The sequence below is a fragment of the Pseudomonas glycinis genome (assembly GCF_054871425.1).
This window is the reverse complement of record NZ_JBTYHF010000015.1, coordinates 21,149-40,800: the sequence shown is the minus strand read 5'-3', so window position 1 is coordinate 40,800 and position 19,652 is coordinate 21,149. Positions and strand designations below refer to the sequence as shown.

The 19,652-nt window shown below is 64.4% G+C and carries 6 protein-coding genes; 2 read left to right on the top strand and 4 right to left on the bottom strand.

Annotated features, from left to right (window positions below; all coding sequences use genetic code 11):
- The first annotated feature begins 200 nt into the window (after window positions 1-200).
- Window positions 201-2,090 (top strand): sigma-54-dependent Fis family transcriptional regulator, encoded by a 1,890-nt coding sequence (locus tag ACYSTU_RS26215; protein ID WP_499002554.1) that lies wholly within the window; start codon window positions 201-203, stop codon window positions 2,088-2,090.
- 239 nt (window positions 2,091-2,329) lie between these two features.
- Window positions 2,330-2,926, top strand: a complete 597-nt coding sequence (locus ACYSTU_RS26210) for a trypsin-like peptidase domain-containing protein (RefSeq protein ID WP_024012659.1) — start codon at window positions 2,330-2,332, stop codon at window positions 2,924-2,926.
- On the opposite strand, the gene ACYSTU_RS26205 is transcribed toward ACYSTU_RS26210, so the two are convergent.
- Genes ACYSTU_RS26205 through ACYSTU_RS26190 form a run of 4 tightly spaced genes read right to left on the bottom strand, consistent with a single transcriptional unit; the run spans window position 2,927 to window position 19,485 of the window.
- On the bottom strand, window positions 2,927-4,114 hold the full coding sequence (locus ACYSTU_RS26205) for an HlyD family type I secretion periplasmic adaptor subunit (protein WP_370593533.1): 1,188 nt from the start codon (window positions 4,112-4,114) through the stop codon (window positions 2,927-2,929).
- Window positions 4,115-4,119: 5 nt separating this feature from the next.
- On the bottom strand, window positions 4,120-6,282 hold the full coding sequence (locus ACYSTU_RS26200) for a type I secretion system permease/ATPase (RefSeq protein WP_499002551.1): 2,163 nt from the start codon (window positions 6,280-6,282) through the stop codon (window positions 4,120-4,122).
- Window positions 6,279-7,715 (bottom strand): TolC family outer membrane protein, encoded by a 1,437-nt coding sequence (locus tag ACYSTU_RS26195; RefSeq protein WP_110599261.1) that lies wholly within the window; start codon window positions 7,713-7,715, stop codon window positions 6,279-6,281. Before ACYSTU_RS26195 ends, ACYSTU_RS26200 begins: the two co-directional genes overlap by 4 nt.
- 43 nt (window positions 7,716-7,758) lie before the next feature.
- Window positions 7,759-19,485 carry a BapA/Bap/LapF family large adhesin gene (locus ACYSTU_RS26190; protein ID WP_499002548.1) on the bottom strand — a complete coding sequence of 3,909 codons (11,727 nt, stop codon included), beginning with the start codon at window positions 19,483-19,485 and terminating at the stop codon, window positions 7,759-7,761.
- Window positions 19,486-19,652 lie beyond the last annotated feature (167 nt).

Sequence of the window (19,652 nt, the reverse complement as noted above, 5' to 3'; positions counted from 1 at the left end):
CAAGGCTTGGGCCATCTCATTGAAAGGCGCGGGCCAGAGCGTTTGATGCAAAGGCCGACAAGGCTTGGCGCAGGCGAAATGTCACAAATTCGAGAATCGCGGATGACACTGTGTCACTCGGCGCGAAATTCCCCCGCAACGAGCTTTTCATCTAAGCTGCGGACACACCCGTGTCTTCACCGAAGCGGAGAACAACAACAATGAAACCGGCCTCGATCAACGCCCACGCGCGCCAGGTACTGCAAGCCGTGCAGGGCTCTGTTGCCAGCCACAGCGCGGCGGCAGACCTGGCGATCACCCGTTCGTGGCGGCGCTGCCTGGATCAATACCAGCTCGATCCGGCCAGCCGCCGCGCGCCGGATGTGCTTGAACAGGCACGTTTGCGCGAACACCGTGCGCCGTTGGAACACATCATCTCCGTTGCGCATTGGCAGATGAACAGCCTGCATCGGCAACTGGGACGTGACGGCCATGTCGTGCTGCTCACCGATGCGCGCGGCGTGGCGATCGACAGCGTGTTCAACGAAGCCGAACGCGGCGAGTTCCAGCGCTCCGGGCTGTGGCTCGGCTCGGTCTGGAGCGAGGAGCATGAGGGGACCAACGGTGTCGGCACCTGCCTGGTCGAGCGCCAGCACGTGACCATTCGCCGCGACGAGCATTTCCGTGGCCAGCACGTCGGCCTGACCTGTTCGGCCAGCCCGATATTCGACGCCAGCGGTGGGTTGCTCGCGGTGCTCAACCTTTCCTCCGTGCGCGAGGAAAGCAGCCTTGAGCAACGCTTCAAGGCCATGGCCCTGACCAATCTGTCGGCCAGGTTGATCGAGAGCTGTTTTTTCCTTGGCCACGATCCGCAGCGCTATTTGCTGCGGTTTCATCCCGACGCCGGGTTTGTCGGGCTGCTGGGTGAAGGCCTGCTCAGCTTCGACGAGAGTGCGCGGATCTGTTCGGTGAATGCGGCGGCGCTGGATCTGTTGGGCCTGAGCCGCGAGCAAATGGTCGGGCAGTCGTTGACCATGTTGCTGGAAACGCCGATGGAGCAGTTGCTCGATCAGGCCAGTGCTCAGGCGCACGTCTGCTGGCCGATGCGCTTGGCCGACGGGCGCTTGTTCTACGGCCAGTTGCGCGAACCGATCCGCTCCGCGCCGTTGACCCTTGCGCCTGTCCCGCCAATCAAGGATGAGCGCGTGTGCCTGGAAGACCCGCGCCTGCAACGCGGATTCGCTCGCGCGTTGCGTGTACTGGAGCGTGACGTGCCGGTGTTTCTGCAAGGTGAAACCGGCACCGGCAAGGAGGCCTTTGCGGCAGCGCTGCATCGCGCCAGTTCCCGCGCCGGCCAGCCGTTTGTCGCGATCAACTGCGCGGCGATCCCCGAGACGCTGATTGAAAGCGAGCTGTTCGGCTATCGCGGCGGCAGCTTCACCGGCGCGCGCAAGGACGGCATGGTCGGCAAGCTTGAGCAGGCCCATGGCGGCATTCTGTTTCTCGACGAAATCGGCGACATGCCCCTCGCGCTACAGACCCGTCTGCTGCGCGTACTCGAAGAGCGCCAGGTCGTGCCGCTGGGCAGCGCAACGCCGCGACCGCTTGATGTACGCCTGATCAGCGCCAGTCACCAGAATCTGCCAGCCTGCGTGGCCGACGGACGCCTGCGCGAGGACCTGTTCTATCGCATTGGCGGTTTCGCCGTGGAACTGCCGCCGCTGCGCGAGCGTTCCGACAAGGGCCGTCTGCTCGACCTGCTGCTGCGCGAAGAAGCGGCGGGCGCCACTGTGCGGCTGCAAGCGGGAGTTCGAGAGCGCTTGCTGGCGCAGCCCTGGCCGGGCAATGTCCGGCAACTGCGCACCTGTTTGCGGACGTTGGTGGCGTTGGCAGTGGAAGGCCGGGTCACGCTGGAGGACGTGCACGAGTTACTGCCCGCAAGTGACGACCAACCTGTTGACGATCCATTGGGCGTATCCGAACGGCAAACTCTGCTCAGCATGATCGAAGCTGAACACTGGCATGTCGCGCGAGTTGCCCGTCGTCTGGGGATTAGCCGCAATACCCTGTACCGCAAGCTTCGTCAGCATGGGATCACTCGACCTGGTTGAAGACAATCGCGATCATTTGCGTTCATTCGCTGTTGATTGCGCGTATTGCCGGGAAATTGCTTGGATCCAATCATTAACTCACTATATCGCATGCCGACAAGCGGTAGGCTCACGCTATTGTTAGAAGTGATGGCGCAATGACATATTGCAGCCACCTTTCCTCACTTCAAGATGTACCGAAAATGCGCCCCCTCAAGTCACTTGTTGCAGCGTCGTTGCTGCTCAGCGGGTGCAATGGAATGCCAGTCGCTTTTGTTCAGGATCCTGTTTTAGACCAAGCCTTTGTCGTCCACTCCGGCGCGCCTTTGCCTTACGTGCTGATGGGTTCGGCTGTGCAATGGAATGAAGACTTCGCCGTGACGGTGAAGCACATTCCTTACTTGTCGGGCACGGTTTTCCAGGGGCAGGCAGACGTGCAGTTCTTCCGCCACAAGGCCAATAGCGTGCCGGCGTGGCGCGGCTACAAGCCGGGCGAGGAGCTGACTTCGGTGGGGTTCAATTCGCTGTACATGTCGGTCAAGGGCACCGGCCAGGCGTTGCCGGCCATGGTTCGCCTCGACGTCAAAGAGGGCAATGTGCTTTACGGCACCCATAATGGCGCGCTGGCCAAAGGCATGTCCGGAGGGCCGGTGTTTTCCGCCGATGGCAAAGTGGTTGGCATCAACGTGGCGTTCCTCACCCGTGACGACGTCAGCCGCCTCAAGCGCAAGGACCTGCTCGATCAACCGCGCGTGAGCATTTTCCTGCCGTACGCGGAGATCAATCGCGAGTGGTCGCGCTATCAGGCCAGCATCACTCCAACGACGCCACCAGCGACCAAACTGGCCAGCCGCTGATCAGCGTTCGCGCAACGCTTCGCGGGCGCGGTTGAGTGGTTTGATGAGGTAGTCGAGCACGGTTTTTTCGCCGGTACGGATGTCCACCGTGGCGATCATCCCGGGCACGATGGCGAAGCGTTTGCCGGCCTTGTTGCGCAGTTCATCCGAAGCGGTACGGATGAACACGCGGTAGTAGAAGATTTCCGGCTTGGCTTCGTCCTGGATGGTGTCCGGCGAGATCGTCACCACCTCGCCGTCGAGGCTGCCGTAGATCGAATAGTCATAGGCGGTAATTTTCACTTTCGCCGCCTGGCCCGGGTGAATGAAGGCGATGTCGCGCGGCGAGATGCGCGTCTCGATCAGCAGTTGTTCATCGAGCGGCACGATCTGCATGACCTGGCCGTTGGGCGCAATGACGCCGCCAATCGTGCTGACCTCGATGTCCTTGACGATGCCGCGCACCGGCGAGCGCAGGGTCAGGCGCGACAGTGAATCGGTGCGCCCACGGATCACCGCTTCGAGCATCTGCGCTTCAGCGTTGGCCTTGGCCAGGTCTTCGCGGGCGCGGACCATGTAATCGGAGCGGGCTTCGGTGGCCTTCAATTCCAGCTCCGAGCGTTGACGGGTCAGTCGCAGCACTTCAACCCGACTCGAGGCGCCGATCTTCGCCAGGTTTTCAGTGATCGCCAGTTCGCTGCGCACCAGTTTCAGCGAGCTCTGAATACCGTCGAGGGTTTCCGCCAGACCTTTGCGCCGGGTCTGATAGAGCTCGGTTTCGGCGCGGATCAGATCGGGAAATTCCTGCAGCGATGCATCGAAGGTCAGCGGCTTTTCGCTGACTTCGGCCTGCAAGCGGTTGACGCTGGCCAGCGCCGCGCGGTACTTGGCCGCGCTTTCGCCGACGTTGGACTGGTTCTTCACCGGGTCCAGTTGCGCGAGGATCTGGCCGCGCTCGACCAAAGCACCTTCGCTGACATTGAGCTGCTCAAGAATGCCGCCCTCCATCGACTGAATCACCTGCTCGCGCGAGCTCGGCACCACTTTGCCGGTGCCGGTCGAGACCTCGACGATCTCGAACCACGCGGCCCAGGCAATGAAGCAGGCGAGCATCAGCGCGCAACCCCAGATCACCTTTGCGCCACCGGCAAGTGCGCGCTCATCACGGCCGTCGAGGTAGGACATCGGGTCAGGCACATCGGTCATCATCGGCTTCATACCGCCACTCCTTTGCCCGGTGCGCGCAGCCGCGCCAATGCCGCGTCGCGGTGGTCGTCAATGACGATACGCCCGTTGTCGAGGACGATGATCCGCTCGACCAGTTGCAACACGCTGACCCGATGCGTGGCGACCACCAGCGTTCGGCCCTGGGTCCAGGTCGCGAGTTTTTCCAGCAGCAGACGCTCGGTGACGTCATCGAGCGCGGCCGTCGGTTCGTCGAGCAACAGCACTTGTGGCTGACGGATCAACAAGCGTGAAAGCAACAGGCTTTGACGCTGACCTCCGGACAAACCCAGGCCGCCCTCAAGCACCAGGTGATCCATGCCTTTGGGCAGCTGCCGAACAAAGTCCAGCGCACCGGTAACGGTCAGCGCGGCGATGATTTCCTGATCGCTGGCCTGACCGGCGCCGAGGGTGATGTTGTCGCGCAAGGTGCCATGAAACAGTCGCGCCTGTTGCGACAGCAGGCCGACGTCGCGGCGCAGGTCGGCCGGATCCAGATGTGCCAGGGCGATGCCGTCCAGGGTGGTTTCACCGCTGCTCAGATCCATCGCGCCGCCCAGCGCTTGCAACAACGTCGACTTGCCGGCGCCGTTGCGGCCGAGCAGGGCGATGCGCTCGCCGGGGCGAATGCTCAGGTCGATGTTGTTGAGCGCCGGGGTCGATTCCTCGCTGTAGCGAAAACTGGCCTGACGCAGGCGGTAGTCGCCGCGAATCGCCGGCAGGTGCACGCGCTGACTGCCTTCGGGATGATCCACCGGCATCTGCATGATCCGGTTCAAGCCTTCGAGCGCGACCTTGGCCTGCTGCCATCGCGTTAATACGTGAGTCAGTTGCGCCATCGGCCCCATCATCCGCGACGACAGAATCGACGCCGCGACCAGACTGCCGGTGGTCAGGTCGCCGGCAATCACCATTGGCGCGCCGAACACAATGACCACCGCGAACACTCCGCCTTGCACATTCTGCGTCCACGCCACCAGGCTGTTGGTCAAGGTGCGCAGGCGCAGGCTGCTGTCCGCCGAGGCGGCGTTGTACTGATTCCACTGTTGCTGGAAACGCTGCTCGGCCTGCAATGCCTTGATGTCGTCGAGGCCCTGAATACTTTCCACCAGCATGGCGTTGCGCAGCGCCGCTTCACGCATCGAGGCATTGGCCAGTCGCGCCAGACGCGGTTGCGCGATGATCCCGGGCAGCAACATGAACACCAGCGCTACTAACGGGATCAGCACCAGTGGCCCGCCGATCAAATAGAACACCAGCAGAAACAGCAGAAAAAACGGCATGTCCGCCAGTGCCGTGGCGGTGCTGGAGGTGATCAGGTCGCGGATCTGCTCCAGCTCGCGCAACTGCGAAATGAACGAACCGGTGGATTTCGGCCGTGCGGAATTGCGCAGACGCAAGGCGTGGCCAAAGACCAGATCGGAGACGCGCAAGTCGGCGCGTTTGCCCAGCACATCGGTGATGCGCAGACGCAGAATGCGCATGACGAAATCGAACAGCAGCGCCAGCATCACCCCGCCGAACAACACGTACAGGGTCGGCAGCGACTCGGCCGGAATCACCCGGTCGTACACCTGCATGGAAAACAGTACCCCGGCCATGCCCAGCAGGTTGGCCACCAGCGAGGCGATCATCACTTGGCTGTAAGGCCGCAGATCGGTGAGGACGATGCGGCGGAACCAGTGCTCGTCGTAGGGCTTGATGTAATCGTTGGTGCGCACGTCGGCCACCGGTTGCGTCGGACGCAGAATCACCGTGCGCAATGCCTGCTCGGCGAGCGCGCCAGCCTCCATGCGACTCTGCAAACCTTGATCGCCACTGAAGCAGATGCCCAGCTCGCCGGTTTCGCCGATGCTTTCGAGCACGCCGACCTGACCGTCGCGCAGTTGCACCACCAGCGGCGTGCGCCAGCGGCTCAGGCTCTTGTTGTCGAATACCGCGAATTTCACGCTCAAACCGGCCTGACGCGCCATGTGCCGAACCACTTCTTCGACGCGGCCTTCGCGGTGCACGGAGGCCAGGCGCACGCTTTCCGGCGAGACGTCGAGTCGGTAGTGGCGGGCGACCTTCAACACCGCTTCCAGCCATGGCGAATAATCTTCGCGAGTTTCGGCAGCAGCGGGTTCGGGAACAGTGATGCTGGCATCGGTCATGGCAGGATCTCGACATTCTGGATGGCGCTGTGGTCGATGCCGAAGACCCGGCGAATCGCACCGCTGTTGTAGAAGCAGTCGATCTGCAGGCGTTGCAGATCAGCCTGGGTGTTGACCAGATCGAAGCGCGACTGATGGATTTCCTGCTCGGCGTTAAGCAGGTCGAGCAGCGGTCGCGTGCCCAGTTCCAGGTACTGGCGGCCATACAACATGCGCGCCTCGGTGATGCTGGTCTGGCGAAATTCCAGCGAGCGCAGCCGCCGGTTCAGACCCGAGGTTTGCGCCTGGGCTTCGGCCAGACCCTGGCGCGCTTGCAGACGGGCGAAGTCTTCGGCCGAATCCGCTGCGGTCAGCGCATGCCCGGCGGCGCGGCTGCGCGCACTGATCGCGCCGCCCTGATAGATCGGCACTTCGAGGTTGAGAAAGATCCCCGCCTGGGTGCGATCAGCGCGCGAGTTCTGATCGTCGTAGTGGTCGTCCAGGTATTGGTTGACCGACGGTTGCAGCGACAGGGTCGGGTAGGCCTCGGCTTTGGCCTGGGCCAGCTCGGCCTGGGCCTGGGTGCGTTGCGCGGCGGCTTGGAGAACGGCGGGCAGGGTGTCGGAAATCTTCGACGCGTCACAGGCCTGAGTCAGTGTCGGCGCGGCGGCGGCGCTGACCGCCGGCGGCGTGCGCCGTCCGAGCAGACTGGTCAGGGTCGCTTGCCAGCGTGCGTATTGCGCCTTGAATTCCTGCAACGTCGCCGTCGCGCCTTCGGCCCGGGACTGCGCCTGAACCATATCGGAGCGGGTGCTGGCGCCCATGTCGCTGCGTTGCTTGGCCAGGTCGACGATGCCACCGATGCCCTGAATCTGCTCGCGGGCAACCTCGAGCAGACGCTGATAACGCTGCACCTCGATGTAGGCCCTGGCGGTGTCGCGGGCGATGTCGTCAATCGCCAGCAGAATCCCCGCCTGACTGCGCGCCACCCGGGCGCGGGCGGCGTCGACCGAGCTGGAAACCTTGCCGAAGTCATACAGCATCTGCTTGAGGGAAATGTTCACCGATTGGCTGCCGGCATCGCTGCCGTAACCGCTGGTGTAGCCACCCTTGATGCCGCCGGTGACCTGCGGGTAATAGCCGGATTCGGCGACGTTGACCCCTTCGCCTTGCTGGAACAGGGTGCCGATGGCTTCGCCGATGCGTGGGTGCCAGTCCACGGCCAGCCTGACCGCTTGTTCTAGCCCCAACGCGTCCGCATCGGCGGACGCTTTCAGAGCAGGGGCAGGGCGCTGACGGCTTTCATTGCCTGCCGGTTGTTGCAGTTGCGACGGGCTGATGCTGCGCAAGCTGCTGTCAAGGTTGTCGTCGGCGCGAATGCCGACGGTGAAAGCGGGGTAGAGGCCGATGGTCAACAGGACCACCGGCCATTTCTGGCGAAAAACTGACTCCACAGACTTCCCTTACTGTTGAGAGACCAACGTTCGATGTCTTGTTTCAAACCACTTGAATGCCGTTCTGTACCCACAAGTGGTGGCTCGGATCCTCCTGTGCCGTGTATTGAACATAGTCGATGCCGTCGGCCTGTTGCGTGCCATCGGCGACCCAGCCATCGGTCATGTGCACGCTGTCCCTGTCGTCACCCTTGATCAGCAGGGTGTTGTTGTCCGAAGAGGTAATCGCCAGCAGATCGCTGAGATTCAGTGTCAGCGCAACCGCACTCGAGTGATTGAGGTCAAGGATTTCGACGTTGTGGATCTTGCTCTGCAGATCGCCGAGGTTGATCGACACATCACCACCGGCCCAGAGCAGGGTGTCGGTGCCGCTGCCGCCGTCCACCGAGGTGAATTGCTGATCGGCGATGATCAGCGTGTCGTCGCCACCGCCACCTTGCAGGGTCACGGCGCCACCGTGCGAGCCGTCGAGGGTGTCGTTGCCCTCGGTGCCCTGGATCAGGTCACTGCCAGTGGCATGGGCGAGACCGAGGTCATCGCTGGCCAGTGCCGAGAACGCGGTGCTGGCGAATGCGCCGGCATTGTTCAGGTCGATGGTCAGCGTCGCAGTATCCACGGTGCCGTTGGGGTGGGTGAGTTGGTAAGTGAAGGTGTCTTCCTGGCCGATCACCGCATCGGTCAGGCCGGCCTTGAGCGTGTAGGTGTAGTTGCCGTTGGCCTGGACCACCAGGGTGCCGTAGTTACCGACCAGCGAGACGCCGTTGTAACCCGGCGCAACGTAACTGCCGGCGACCAGCACGCTGAGCAAGGTGTAGACCGAGCCCAACACATCGGCGCCGCCGCCAGCGGTGTCGGTGAGCAGATTGCCCGATACCGGCGTGTAGCTGCCGACCACGAACTGATTGTTGTAGGTCGCGACGTTGATCAGGCTGGTGTTGACGCTGGTCAGCAGTCCGAGGCCGCCCACTGCCACCCGCACCTGATAACTGCCGGCGGTCTGGTCGTCGAACTTGATCCCGTAGTTGCCGCCGCCGAGATTGACCAAGACGTTGCCGCCGTAACTCTTGACCAGCACGTACTGGTTGGTCGCCGTGTTGAGCTTGTACAGGCCCACCGTCATCGAACCGAGCAGCGCCAACAGGTTGCTCGAATTGACCACCACGGTCAGGTCACTGACGGTATCGGCCGCGACCACCGTGTTGTAGTTACCGCTGCCGCCGCCCAGCAGCACATTGAACGTGCCGAGGGCTGAGTTGGTGGTGACTTCGCGGTTGATCAAGGTGACGTCAGTCGAGGCGATGTCCGCTGTGGCATCAACCACCAGTGCCGGGCTGCCGAGGTTGGCGTCATTCCACACTTCGCTGGCTTGCGGGCTGTCGATGCGCACGTACAGATTGGCGGTGTCACTCAAGCCGTTCGGGTGCACCAGTTGGTAGTTGAACACGTCGACTTTGCCGACGCTGCCGACACTGCCGTTCGGTTTGTAGCTGTAGTTGCCGTTGGCGTCGATGGTCAGCGTGCCGTACAACCCTTGCACCGTGGTGCCGGCACCGGCGCTGACCCAGGCGCCATTCTTGAATATCTGCAACTGCGCGCCGTTGTCCGGGCCGGTCTGATCGGCCGTGCCATCGACGCCGACGTTGGTGATGACGTTGCCAGTCACCGCTGGCCCGGCAATGCCGTTGAACTGGGTCAGGCTGCTGACATCCAGTTGCAGCTGGGTATTGACCGTGGTCAGCACGCCTATACCGGTGCTCGAAACCGTCAGTCGATAATCGCCCGACAGCAGGTTACCGATGTCGACCCGCACGCCTTGGCCGGCGAGCGCGATCAGGTCGAGCAGGCCGCCGCTGCCGTTGACATCCAGAGTGACCCAGTTGCCGCTGGCATCCTTCACTTGCAGGGTGTAGACCACGCCATCGATCAGCGAAATCAGGCTGCTGGTGGTCAGCGTCAGGGTCGGATCAAGACGCGTGCCGCCAGCGACGGTGAAAGTGAAGGTTTTCGAGAATCCGGCCAGCAGCGTGGTGAACGAGTCGTTGAAGGTCTGCGAGGCGGTGACCGGGGCCAGCGTGACGGTGCCGACGGCGAGGTTATCGCTGGCGATCACTGGCGCGTTGACGTCGACGTCCGGCGCAATGACGTTGGCGGCCACCGAAACGTTGCCGCGTGCGTCGCTGAGGTTGACGGTGAGGTTTTCACCGTTGATCTGCGCACTGCTCAGGGTGACGGTAAACACGCCGAGGTTGTTAACCGTAGCGGTGCCCAGAACGCTGCCGCTGGCCGACTTGATGGTCACGGTTGCGCCGGCTTCACCGGTACCGGTGACAGTGAGGCCATCGGCACCGACCAGCAGCGCGGTGGCCGCCGCTGGAGGCGTCAGGTCTGGCGCCGTCGCGGTCGCCGCAGCCGATACGTTGCCACTCGGATCGGCCTGGGTGACGCTGAGTGCCTGGCTGTTGATCTGCGCCGAGGCCAGTGCCACGGAGAAACTGCCGTTAGCGGCGACGGTGGCGGTGCCGAGCACCACGCCGCCGACGCCTCGCACGCTGATGGTCGAACCGGGCACGCCGACGCCAGTGAGCACGGTGCCGCTGCCATTGACGCTGACGCCGGTCGGCGCGCCGGGCGCGGTAATGTCCGGCGCTGTCAGGCTGGCGTTGGGCGACAGATTGCCGGCCGGGTCGACCAGACGCACGGTCAACAGCTGCCCGTCGAGTTGCGCGGTGTTCAGGTTGAAGCTGAACGTGCCGCCACTGCCTACGGTGGCGGTGCCAATCAGCGCGCCGCCCGGGCCGTAGACGTTGACCGTCGCACCGGCTTCGCCCGTACCGCTCAAAGTCAGACCGTTGGCAGCGAGCGTCAGACCGCTGGCTGCAATCGGCGCCTGCACGTCAGGGGCCGTCAGATTGAAGACCTGCGACAGATTGCCCGTCGGGTCGGCCTGTTGGACGTTGAGCTGTTGGCCGTTCAGTTGCGCGCTGGACAGTTGCACGGTGAAGGTGCCCCCAGCATTGACCACGGCGGTGCCGAGGACGGTACCGGCTGCGTTGGTCACGCTGACGGTCGCGCCGGCTTCACCCGTGCCGCTGACGGCTAGGCCGGTGCCGTTCAGGCTGACATTGCTCAGCGGCGCCGGCGCGGTGGTATCGCCGACGCTGAGATTGGTAACCGGCGAAACGTTGCCCGCCGCATCGCTCTGCGTGACGCTCAGTTGCTGGCCGTTGAGTTGCGCCGATGACAAGGTCACCGAGAACGAGCCATTGCCCGCCACCGTCGCCGTGCCCAGCACCGCGCCACCGACACCGCGAACGGTAACGGTGGCGCCGGCTTCACCGAGCCCGCCGAGGACCAGACCGGCGCCGCTGAGTACGAGAGCCGTCGGAGCCGCCGGAGGGGTGATGTCGGGCGCAGTTACGTTAAGCCCGGATGAGGTGTTATTGGACGCATCGGTCTGTGTCGCATTAAGCACCTGACCGTTGACCTGCGGCGTATTGAGCTGCGCGCTGAAGGTGCCATTGGCGCCGACCGTCGCATTGCCCAACACCACGCCGCCCGCGCCGGTGATGGTCACCGACGCGCCGACTTCGCCGCGACCGGTGACCAGTGTGCCGCTGGCATTGACCGCCAGATCGCTGAGTGGCGCCGGCGCCGAGGTGTCGCCTGCGGTGATTTCAGTCGGCAGCGAGGCGCCACCCAACGCAGTGTTGGCGGTGACTTCGAGGCTTTGGCCGTTGGTTTGCGCAGGCGTCAGCACCACGCTGAACGTGCCATCCGCGCCGGTGACGCCGGTGCCGATCAGGCTGTTGTCCGGCGCGTAGACATTGATGATGGTGCCGATCGCCGCCGTGCCGGTCAGCGTCACGCCGTCGGCTGTCAGCACAAGATTGTCCGGCGCAGCCGGCGCTGGCACTGCCGGAACAGTCAGGTCGGCGTCTGCGGACACATTAGTCGCGACGTCTGTTTGATTCACTGTCAGCACCTGGCCGGTGGTGATGCCCGGGGCCAGATCGATCAGGAATGTACCGTTGGCCGCGACCGTGCCGCTGCCGACAACATTGCCCAGCGCATCGGTCACTTCGACACTCGCGCCGGCTTCGCCACGACCGGCGAGTTGGCTCAGATCGCCGCTGATGGTCAGACCGGTGACGGCATCCGGAGCCGTGGTATCTGCCGCCGGGTAGAGCAGCACTGGCGATGCGTTTTGCGCCTCGTCCGTCGCGATCACCGACAACAACTGACCATTGGCCTGAGCCGGATTCAGCGTGACTGTGTAGGTGCCGTCGCTCAATGCCACCGCTGTGCCGAGCACGGTGCCGGTGGCGGACAGCACAGTCACGGTGCTGCCGGCTTCGGCGGTCCCGGCGAGCAAGGTGCCGGCGCCGGTCAGCGATGTCACCGTTGGTGCGATCGGTGCAGTGCTGTCCGGCGCGTCGACCAGAACGGGCTCGGACTGGTTGGTTTGTGCGTCGGCCTGCACGACCGACAGTGCGCGGCCATCGAGTTGCGCAGCCGACAACGTGACGCTGAAGCTGCCATCTGCCGCCACCGTCGCTGTGCCGAGCACCACCGCGCCGTCGAGCACGGTGACGGTTGCGCCGGGCTCGCCGGTACCGGTGACGGTCAAGCCGTCCTGGCTGACGTTGAGGTCGGCCACCTCCAGTGGATCGGTGATATCGCCCGCTTGCACGGGCGCTGTCGGCGATGTGTTGGATGCCAGATCGGTCTGATTGACGCTCAACAACTCACCGTTCACTTGCGGCGGGTTGAGGGTCACGCTGAACGAGCCATTGCCGGTCACGGTTGCCGAGCCCAGTACCGTGCCAGTCGCACTGAGCACGCGCACCGTGGCGCCGGCTTCACCGGTACCGGTCAATGTCACGCCGTCGGGCGCGAGCACGAGGCCGGTGGGCGCAGCGGGCAGGGTGATGTCCGGCGCAGTGACGGGCACGATCGGCGAAGGGTTGCCCGCCGCATCGCGCTGGATCACCGACAAGGCTTCACCGTTGAGCAGAGGCTGATCGAGGATGACGCTGAAACTGCCATCGGCCGCGACGGTGCCGGTGCCGACGATGGTGCCCACCGCGTTGGTGACGACCACTTGCGAGCCAGCCGCACCGGAGCCAGTGATGAGGCTGCCGCTGGCGTTGATCTCGACATCGGTCAGTGCTGCAGGAGGCGTGCTGTCCGGTGCGCTCAGCGTGCCGGCAGGCGAGGCATTGCCGGCTGCATCCGCCAACACCACGAACAGCGCTTGGCCATTGGTTTGCACCGGAGTCACGGTGATCTGGAAACGGCCATCGCTGCCCACGGTGCCGGTGCCCAGCTCGGTACCGTCTGCGGATGTCACGCGGACAATGGCGCCGACTTCGCCGGTCCCGGTGAGGGTGTCGCCATCGGCATTCAGTTGCAGATCGGCCGGCGTCGCTGGCGGGGTCAGATCCGGTGCGGTGATCGACACCGGCGCGCTGACGTTGCCGGGTGGATCGGCCTGCTGCACGCTGAGGATCTGTTCGTTGATCTGCGGCGGATTGAGGGTGACGCTGAAGGTGCCGTCGCCGAGTACCACACTTGTGCCGAGCAAAGTGCCGTTGGCATCGCGCACGGTCACGGTCGCGCCGGGTTCGCCGGTACCGATGACCAGCGCGCCGGACGAGTTGATATCGACGTTGTCCAGTGGATCAGGCGGGGTGAAGTCCGGCGTGGTCAGGTTCACTGCCGGCGAGTCGTTGCCCGCTGCGTCGGCCTGGACCACGGTGATCACTTCGGCGTTGGTCAACGCAGGGTTCAGTGGCAGGGTGAAGGTACCGGTCGCGCTGACCACGGCGGTGCCAAGCACGTTGCCGTCGCTGTCGATGACGCGCACCTGCGCGCCCGGTTCGCCGCGCCCGGTCAGGCTTGCGCCGTCGCCGCCGATGCTCAGTTGCGAAACGGCCGCTGGCGGTGTGCTGTCGACCGAAGTGAACGGCGTGGCTGCCGAGGTATTGCCCGCCGCATCCGTCAGCGACACGGTCAGCGCCTGGCCATTGGCTTGCGGCGTGGTCAGGGTGATCGCAAACGTGCCGTCGATGCTCACGGTGCCTGTCCCGACCAGCGCTCCGGCGGCGTTGTACACGTTGACCGTGGTGCCGGCCTCACCGGTACCCGACAGCAACGTGCCGTCAGCGCTTGCCACCAGCGCCGCCGGCGCATTGGGCGCGATCAGATCCGGGGCGATCAGGTTGACGCTGTTTGATTCGTTGCCGGCGGCGTCGGCCTGGCTCAGGCTCAAAGTCTGGCCAGAGGTTTGTGCCGGGCTGAGGGTGACGCTGAATGTGCCGTTGGCCGCCACCACCGCGCTGCCGAGAACCGTTCCGCCGGTGCCGAGCACGGTCACGGTGGCGCCGGCTTCACCGCGCCCGGTCAGGGCCGTGCCATTCGGTGCCAGGCTTAGTTCACTCAGCGGTGTTGGCGCGGCGATATCGGCAGCGGTGTAGTCGGTCGGCGACGAATTAATGCCGGTGCTCGAGGTTGCCACGGCAGACAGCTGTTCGCCGTTGAGTTGCGCGGCGTTGAGGGTGACGCTGAAAGTGCCATTGGCCGCCACCAGCGCGCTGCCGAGCAACAGGCCCGAGGCATTGCGAATGCTCACAGTGCTGCCGGCGGTGGCCGAGCCGGTCAGGGTCAGGCCGTCGGCGCTGAGGGCCAGATTGGTCGGTGCGCTTTCCGCCAGATTGCCCGGCGCGGTGACCGGACTTGCCGGCCCGGTATTGCCGGCAGCGTCAATCTGCACCACGGAAAGATTCGATCCAGCCACCGCCGCCGGGGACAACGTGACGCTGAAATTGCCATTGCTGGCAACGGTCGCAGTACCCAGCAAAACACCGCCGGCATCGCGAACTTCCACGCTGGCGCCGACCTCGCCGATGCCGGTCAGGGTGGCACCATTGGCGCTCACCGCCAGATCGCTCGCCACCAACGGCGCCGTGCTATCGACCGCATTGACGATTGCCGGGGCTGACGGATTGCCTGCCGCATCGGTGGCCGTCACGTTCAGCGACTGGCCATTGGTTTGCGGACTGTTGAGGGTAATCTGGAAAGTGCCGTTTGCGGCCGCCGTGGTGGTGCCGAGAAGATTGCCCTGGCTGTCGCGTACGGTCACCGTACTGCCGGCCTCGGCGTTACCGGCCAGTTGCACGCCTGCTGCATTCAAGGTCAAGCCGCTCGGGATCGCCGGCGCAGTCAGATCCACCGCAACCACTTCAACCGCCGTCGAGACATTGCCCGGCGGATCTTCCTGAGTGACGGTCAGCACTTCGGCATTCAGTTGTGCTGCGTTGAGGGTGACCGTGAACGCGCCGCCACTGCCGACCTGCGCGGTGCCAAGCAAGGTGCCGTCGGCGCTGCGCACGGAAACGGTGGCGCCCGGTTCGCCATGACCAGTGACGGTGACGCCGTCAGCATTCACCGCGACTTGGTTCAGCGCCGCCGGCGGGCTGATATCGGGTGCGTTGACACTGGTCGACGGCGAGACATTGCCGGCAGGGTCGGTCTGGCTGATCGCCAATGCCTCGCCATTGCTCGGTGCTGGCGCCAGGGTCACGCTGAACGAGCCGTCCGCGCCAACCACGGCACTGCCGAGCAAGGTGCCGTTGGCGGTAGTGACATTGACCGTCGCGCCAGCTTCACCCGTGCCGCTGAGGGTGCTGCCATCGGCGCTGATCAGTGGGTTTTGCACAGCGGCGGGCGGGGTGCCGTCGACGGTGATCACACCAGTGGACGTCGAAGTGTTGCCGTTGGCGTCGGTCAGAGTGACCTGCAGGGTTTCGCCGGTGTTCTGGGCATTGGGCAAGGTGACCTGGAAATTGCCGCTCTGATCGACCACGCCGGTGGCCAGAACATTGCCGGCGGCATCGCGTACGGTCACGGTGCTGCCGGCTTCGCCTTGGCCTTTGACCACGGTGCCGACGTCATTGATGCTGACGCCAGTCGCGGCTGCTGGAGGTTGCAGATCGGTAGCGATGATGCCGGCGGGTTGCGACAGGTTGCCGGCGGCGTCGCTCTGGATCGCAGTAAGCGCCTGACCATTAAGTTGTGCCGGCGTCAGCGTCAGGCTGAACGTGCCGTTGCTGGCGACCAGTGCAGTACCGAGCACGGTACCTGTGGCGTCGGTGACAGTGACCGTCGCCCCGGCCTCTCCGCGTCCAGTGAGTGTTGTGCCGTTGGTATTCAGCGCCAGATTGGTCACAGCATCCGGCGCCGTGCCATCGACCGCCGTCACCGTGCCCGGAATCGACACGTCACCGTCGGGACTGGTGGCCGTCACCTGGAGAACTTGCGCATTGATCTGTTTGCTACTGAGCAACAGGGTGAAGCGGCCGAAGCTGTTGATCAGCCCGGAGCCGAGCACAGCGCCGCTGCTGCTGGTCACCGTCACGGTGCAACCGGGCGTACCGGCGCCAGTCAGGGTGAAACCATCGGCACTCAAGGCCAGATCGGTCGGGGTCGCGACCTGGCTACCGTCCAGTCCTGCCAGCGGCACGACGGGCGAATCATTGCCGCCGCCATCCGTGCTGATGACTTCCAGATTGCCGCCAGGCTCGGCCGGTGGGCTGAGGGTCACGACAAAGCGGCCATCCGCATCGGCCGTCGCGGTGCCCAGCACAGCGCCACCGCCGGCAATGCTGACGGTGACCGTCGTGCCCGGTTCGGCAAGTCCCGACACTTGCGTGCCGGCGGGGTTGAGCGCGAGATCGCTGACCGCTGCCGGCGGGGTGCTGTCCGGCGCGGTGACGCTGCCGGGAAGCGAACTGTTGGCGCCGTCCGACACCACGACTTGCAAGGCTTCGCCATTGGTCTGAGCCGTGTCGAGGTTGACCGTGAAGGCGCCCGTGCCGTCAGCGGTCGCGGTGCCGATGACGTTGCCGTCGGCATCCAGCACCTGCACCGTGTTATTGGGTTGCGTGGTACCGGTGACGGTGGCACCCGCCGGATCGATGAGCAGACCGCTCGGTGCAGGTGGGGCGGTGATGTCCGGTGCGGTGACCGGCGTGGCCGGCGAGGGCAGGGCGCTCGCATCGGTCTGGATCACACTCAACACCTGACCGTCGAGCTGAGCCGGGCTCAGGTTGACGCTGAAACTGCCGTCGCTGGCGACCACCGTAGTGCCAAGCACCGTGCCGTCGGGCGCGCTGACGGTTACGGTGCTGCCCGCTTGCCCGGTGCCGGTCAAGGTCACGCCGTTACTGGCGAGCACGACATTGTCCGGCGCCAGCGGCGCGGTGGTGTCCGTCGCCGTCAATGGTGTGCTGGGGGAAACGTTCACGCCATCCGATTGGCTGACTTGCAGTTGCTGGCCTTCGATCTGCGGGCTGTTCAGTGGCACTGTAAAGGCGCCGCTGCCGTCGACGATCGCGGTGCCCAACACATTGCCGGCCGAATCCTTGACCGACACGGTGGCACCGGGTTCGCCGGTGCCGCTCAGTTCAGTGCCACCTGCATTCAGCGTCAGATCCGAAGGAGCCGTTGGGGCCTGGATATCCGGCGCTTCAACTGGAACTGCCGGCGAGCCCGACGGCGAGCCATCGGTCTGCACGACGCTGAGGTTCTGGCCATTGGTTTGTGGCGAGGACAAGGTGACTTCGAACCGGCCGTTGCTGCCGATCAAAGCTGTTCCCAGCACGGTCCCGTTGGTGTCAGTGACAGTAACGGTGGCGCCGATCTGACCCGCGCCGGAGACCACGGCGCCATTGGCGGAAATGCTTACATCGGTCACGGCTACCGGTGTGGTCAGATCGGGTGCTATCACGTTGACCGGCGCCGAAGGATTGCCGTCCGCGTCGGTCTGGATCACTTGCAGCTGTTGCGCATCGGTCTGTGGTGTGGAAAGTGGAACGGTAAAATTGCCATCGGCACCCACCGTGCCGGTGCCGATGATGTTGCCGGCCGGATCGCGCACAGTGACTGACGCACCCAACTCACCCTTACCGGTGAGCGTCTGCCCCTGAGCGTCGAGTGCGAGATCGGAGACGGCCGTCGGCCCTTGGGTGTCAGGCGTCACGTAGTTCAGTGGTGCGGAAGTATTGCCAGCGGCGTCGCTGGCACTGATCTGAAGCGTTTCGCCGTTGTTCTGTGGACTGCTCAGTTGCAGGCTGAACGTGCCGTCCGCCGCGACAACGGCCGTGCCGAGCAGATTGCCGTTGGCGTCACGCACCGTCACGGTCGAACCGGGCTGGCCGCGTCCACTCAATTGCGTGCCATCGACGCTCACTGCGATGTCACTTGGTTGGGTCAGTCCGTCGAGGTCAACCGCGATGATCGTCACTGCTGGCGAAGGGTTGCCGGCGGCGTCGGTGACCAGCACGCTTAGCGCCTCACCATCGATTTGCGCGGCGTTGAGTTGCACGGTGAACGAGCCATCGGCTGCGACTAAAGCCGTGCCGAGCAGTGTGCCTTGGGCATTGGTGACGCTGACTGTGCTGCCGGGTTCGCCACGGCCGGTGACCGAGAGGCCGTCGCTGCTCACCGCCAGATCCGTTGCAGCGGCGGGGCCGGTGATGTCCGGCGCATTGAAGGTGATGGCCGGCGATTGCGCACCGGCGCTGTTGACTGCCACGACACTGAAGGTTTCACCGTTGGCCTGCGCACGAACCAGCGTCAGCAGGAAAGTACCGTCAGCGGCCACCGCCGCGCGCCCGAGCAATTCGCCGTTGGCGGCACGGACTTCGATCGTGGTGCCAGCCCGGGCGGTGCCGGTCAGTTGGCTGCCGTCGCTGCTCAAACCAAGATTGCCCGGCGTCGTCGGTTCGACGATCTCCGGCGCGCTGATCGTTGCGCCGGTCGAGGTGTTGCCTGCGGCATCGGTGGCATTCACTGTCAGCGGCTGACCGCCGGTTTGCGCGGGGCTGAGGACGACGCTGAAGGTGCCATCGGCCGCAACCACGGCGCTGCCGAGCAGGCTGCCATCGGCGGCGCGCACCTGGATGGTCGAGCCGACTTCACCGGTGCCGCCGAGTTGCGTGCCGTCGGCGCTCACAGCGAGGTTGCCAGGCGCAGTGGGCGCGGTGGTATCCGGCGCAGTGACCGTACCCGGCGTCGAAACGTTGCCCGCAGGGTCGGTGAGCGTGACGTCGAGCGGCTGACCATTGTTCTGCGGCGTCCCCAGGTCGACCTGGAAACTGCCATCGGCGCCAACGGTTCCGGAACCCAAAAGGTTGCCGGCTGCATCGCGTATCTGAACGACACTGCCAGCTTCGCCAAAACCACTCAGCACCCGGCCATCGGCCGACAAGGTTAATCCGGTAGCGGGCGCAGGAGGCGTCGCGTCTCCACCGCCACCGCCACCACCACCGCCGCCGCCCCCACTTCCGCCGGCAGCGGCTGCCGCACCACCCGCGCCCAACAGGCCAAGCCCGGCAATCGCCCAGGCCGGCGTCGCGCCATCCACCACACCGACGCCAGCGATCAGCTCGTCCAGCGAATTGATTTCGTCAAAGGTAAAGCCATTGAACGGCTCGGCGCTGTAGCGCGCCTGCCACAGCGTCGCGTCGTCACCCTGAAAGACAATGTCATTGGGCACGCCGTCAGGGCTGGTGACAAAGAAATTGGAGATTTTGATTTGCTCGCCAGACTTCAGATTGACGATCAAATCCTGACCGCTGCGACTGGTCGACGCCAATTGATCGGGCCGAACCGGCATTTGTACAACTGAAGGCTGACTGAGCTGAACATTGCCCCAGTTCTGGGCAGTGAGCTGAGAATTGGCTTTGTCGGCAATGACGATGTTGTCCATTACTACTCCCTGTAAATGGGTGGGGCGGACGTCCACGGGTGGTTTTAAAACCATAGATAGGGAGTGTCAGATGGGGCTGCCTGATTTTTGACGAGCGTCTGGATGGGCCATTTGCCCACGTTTATCTACTTGAAAATCTGTTCTATTCAGGTCGTTACCGTTTGTCG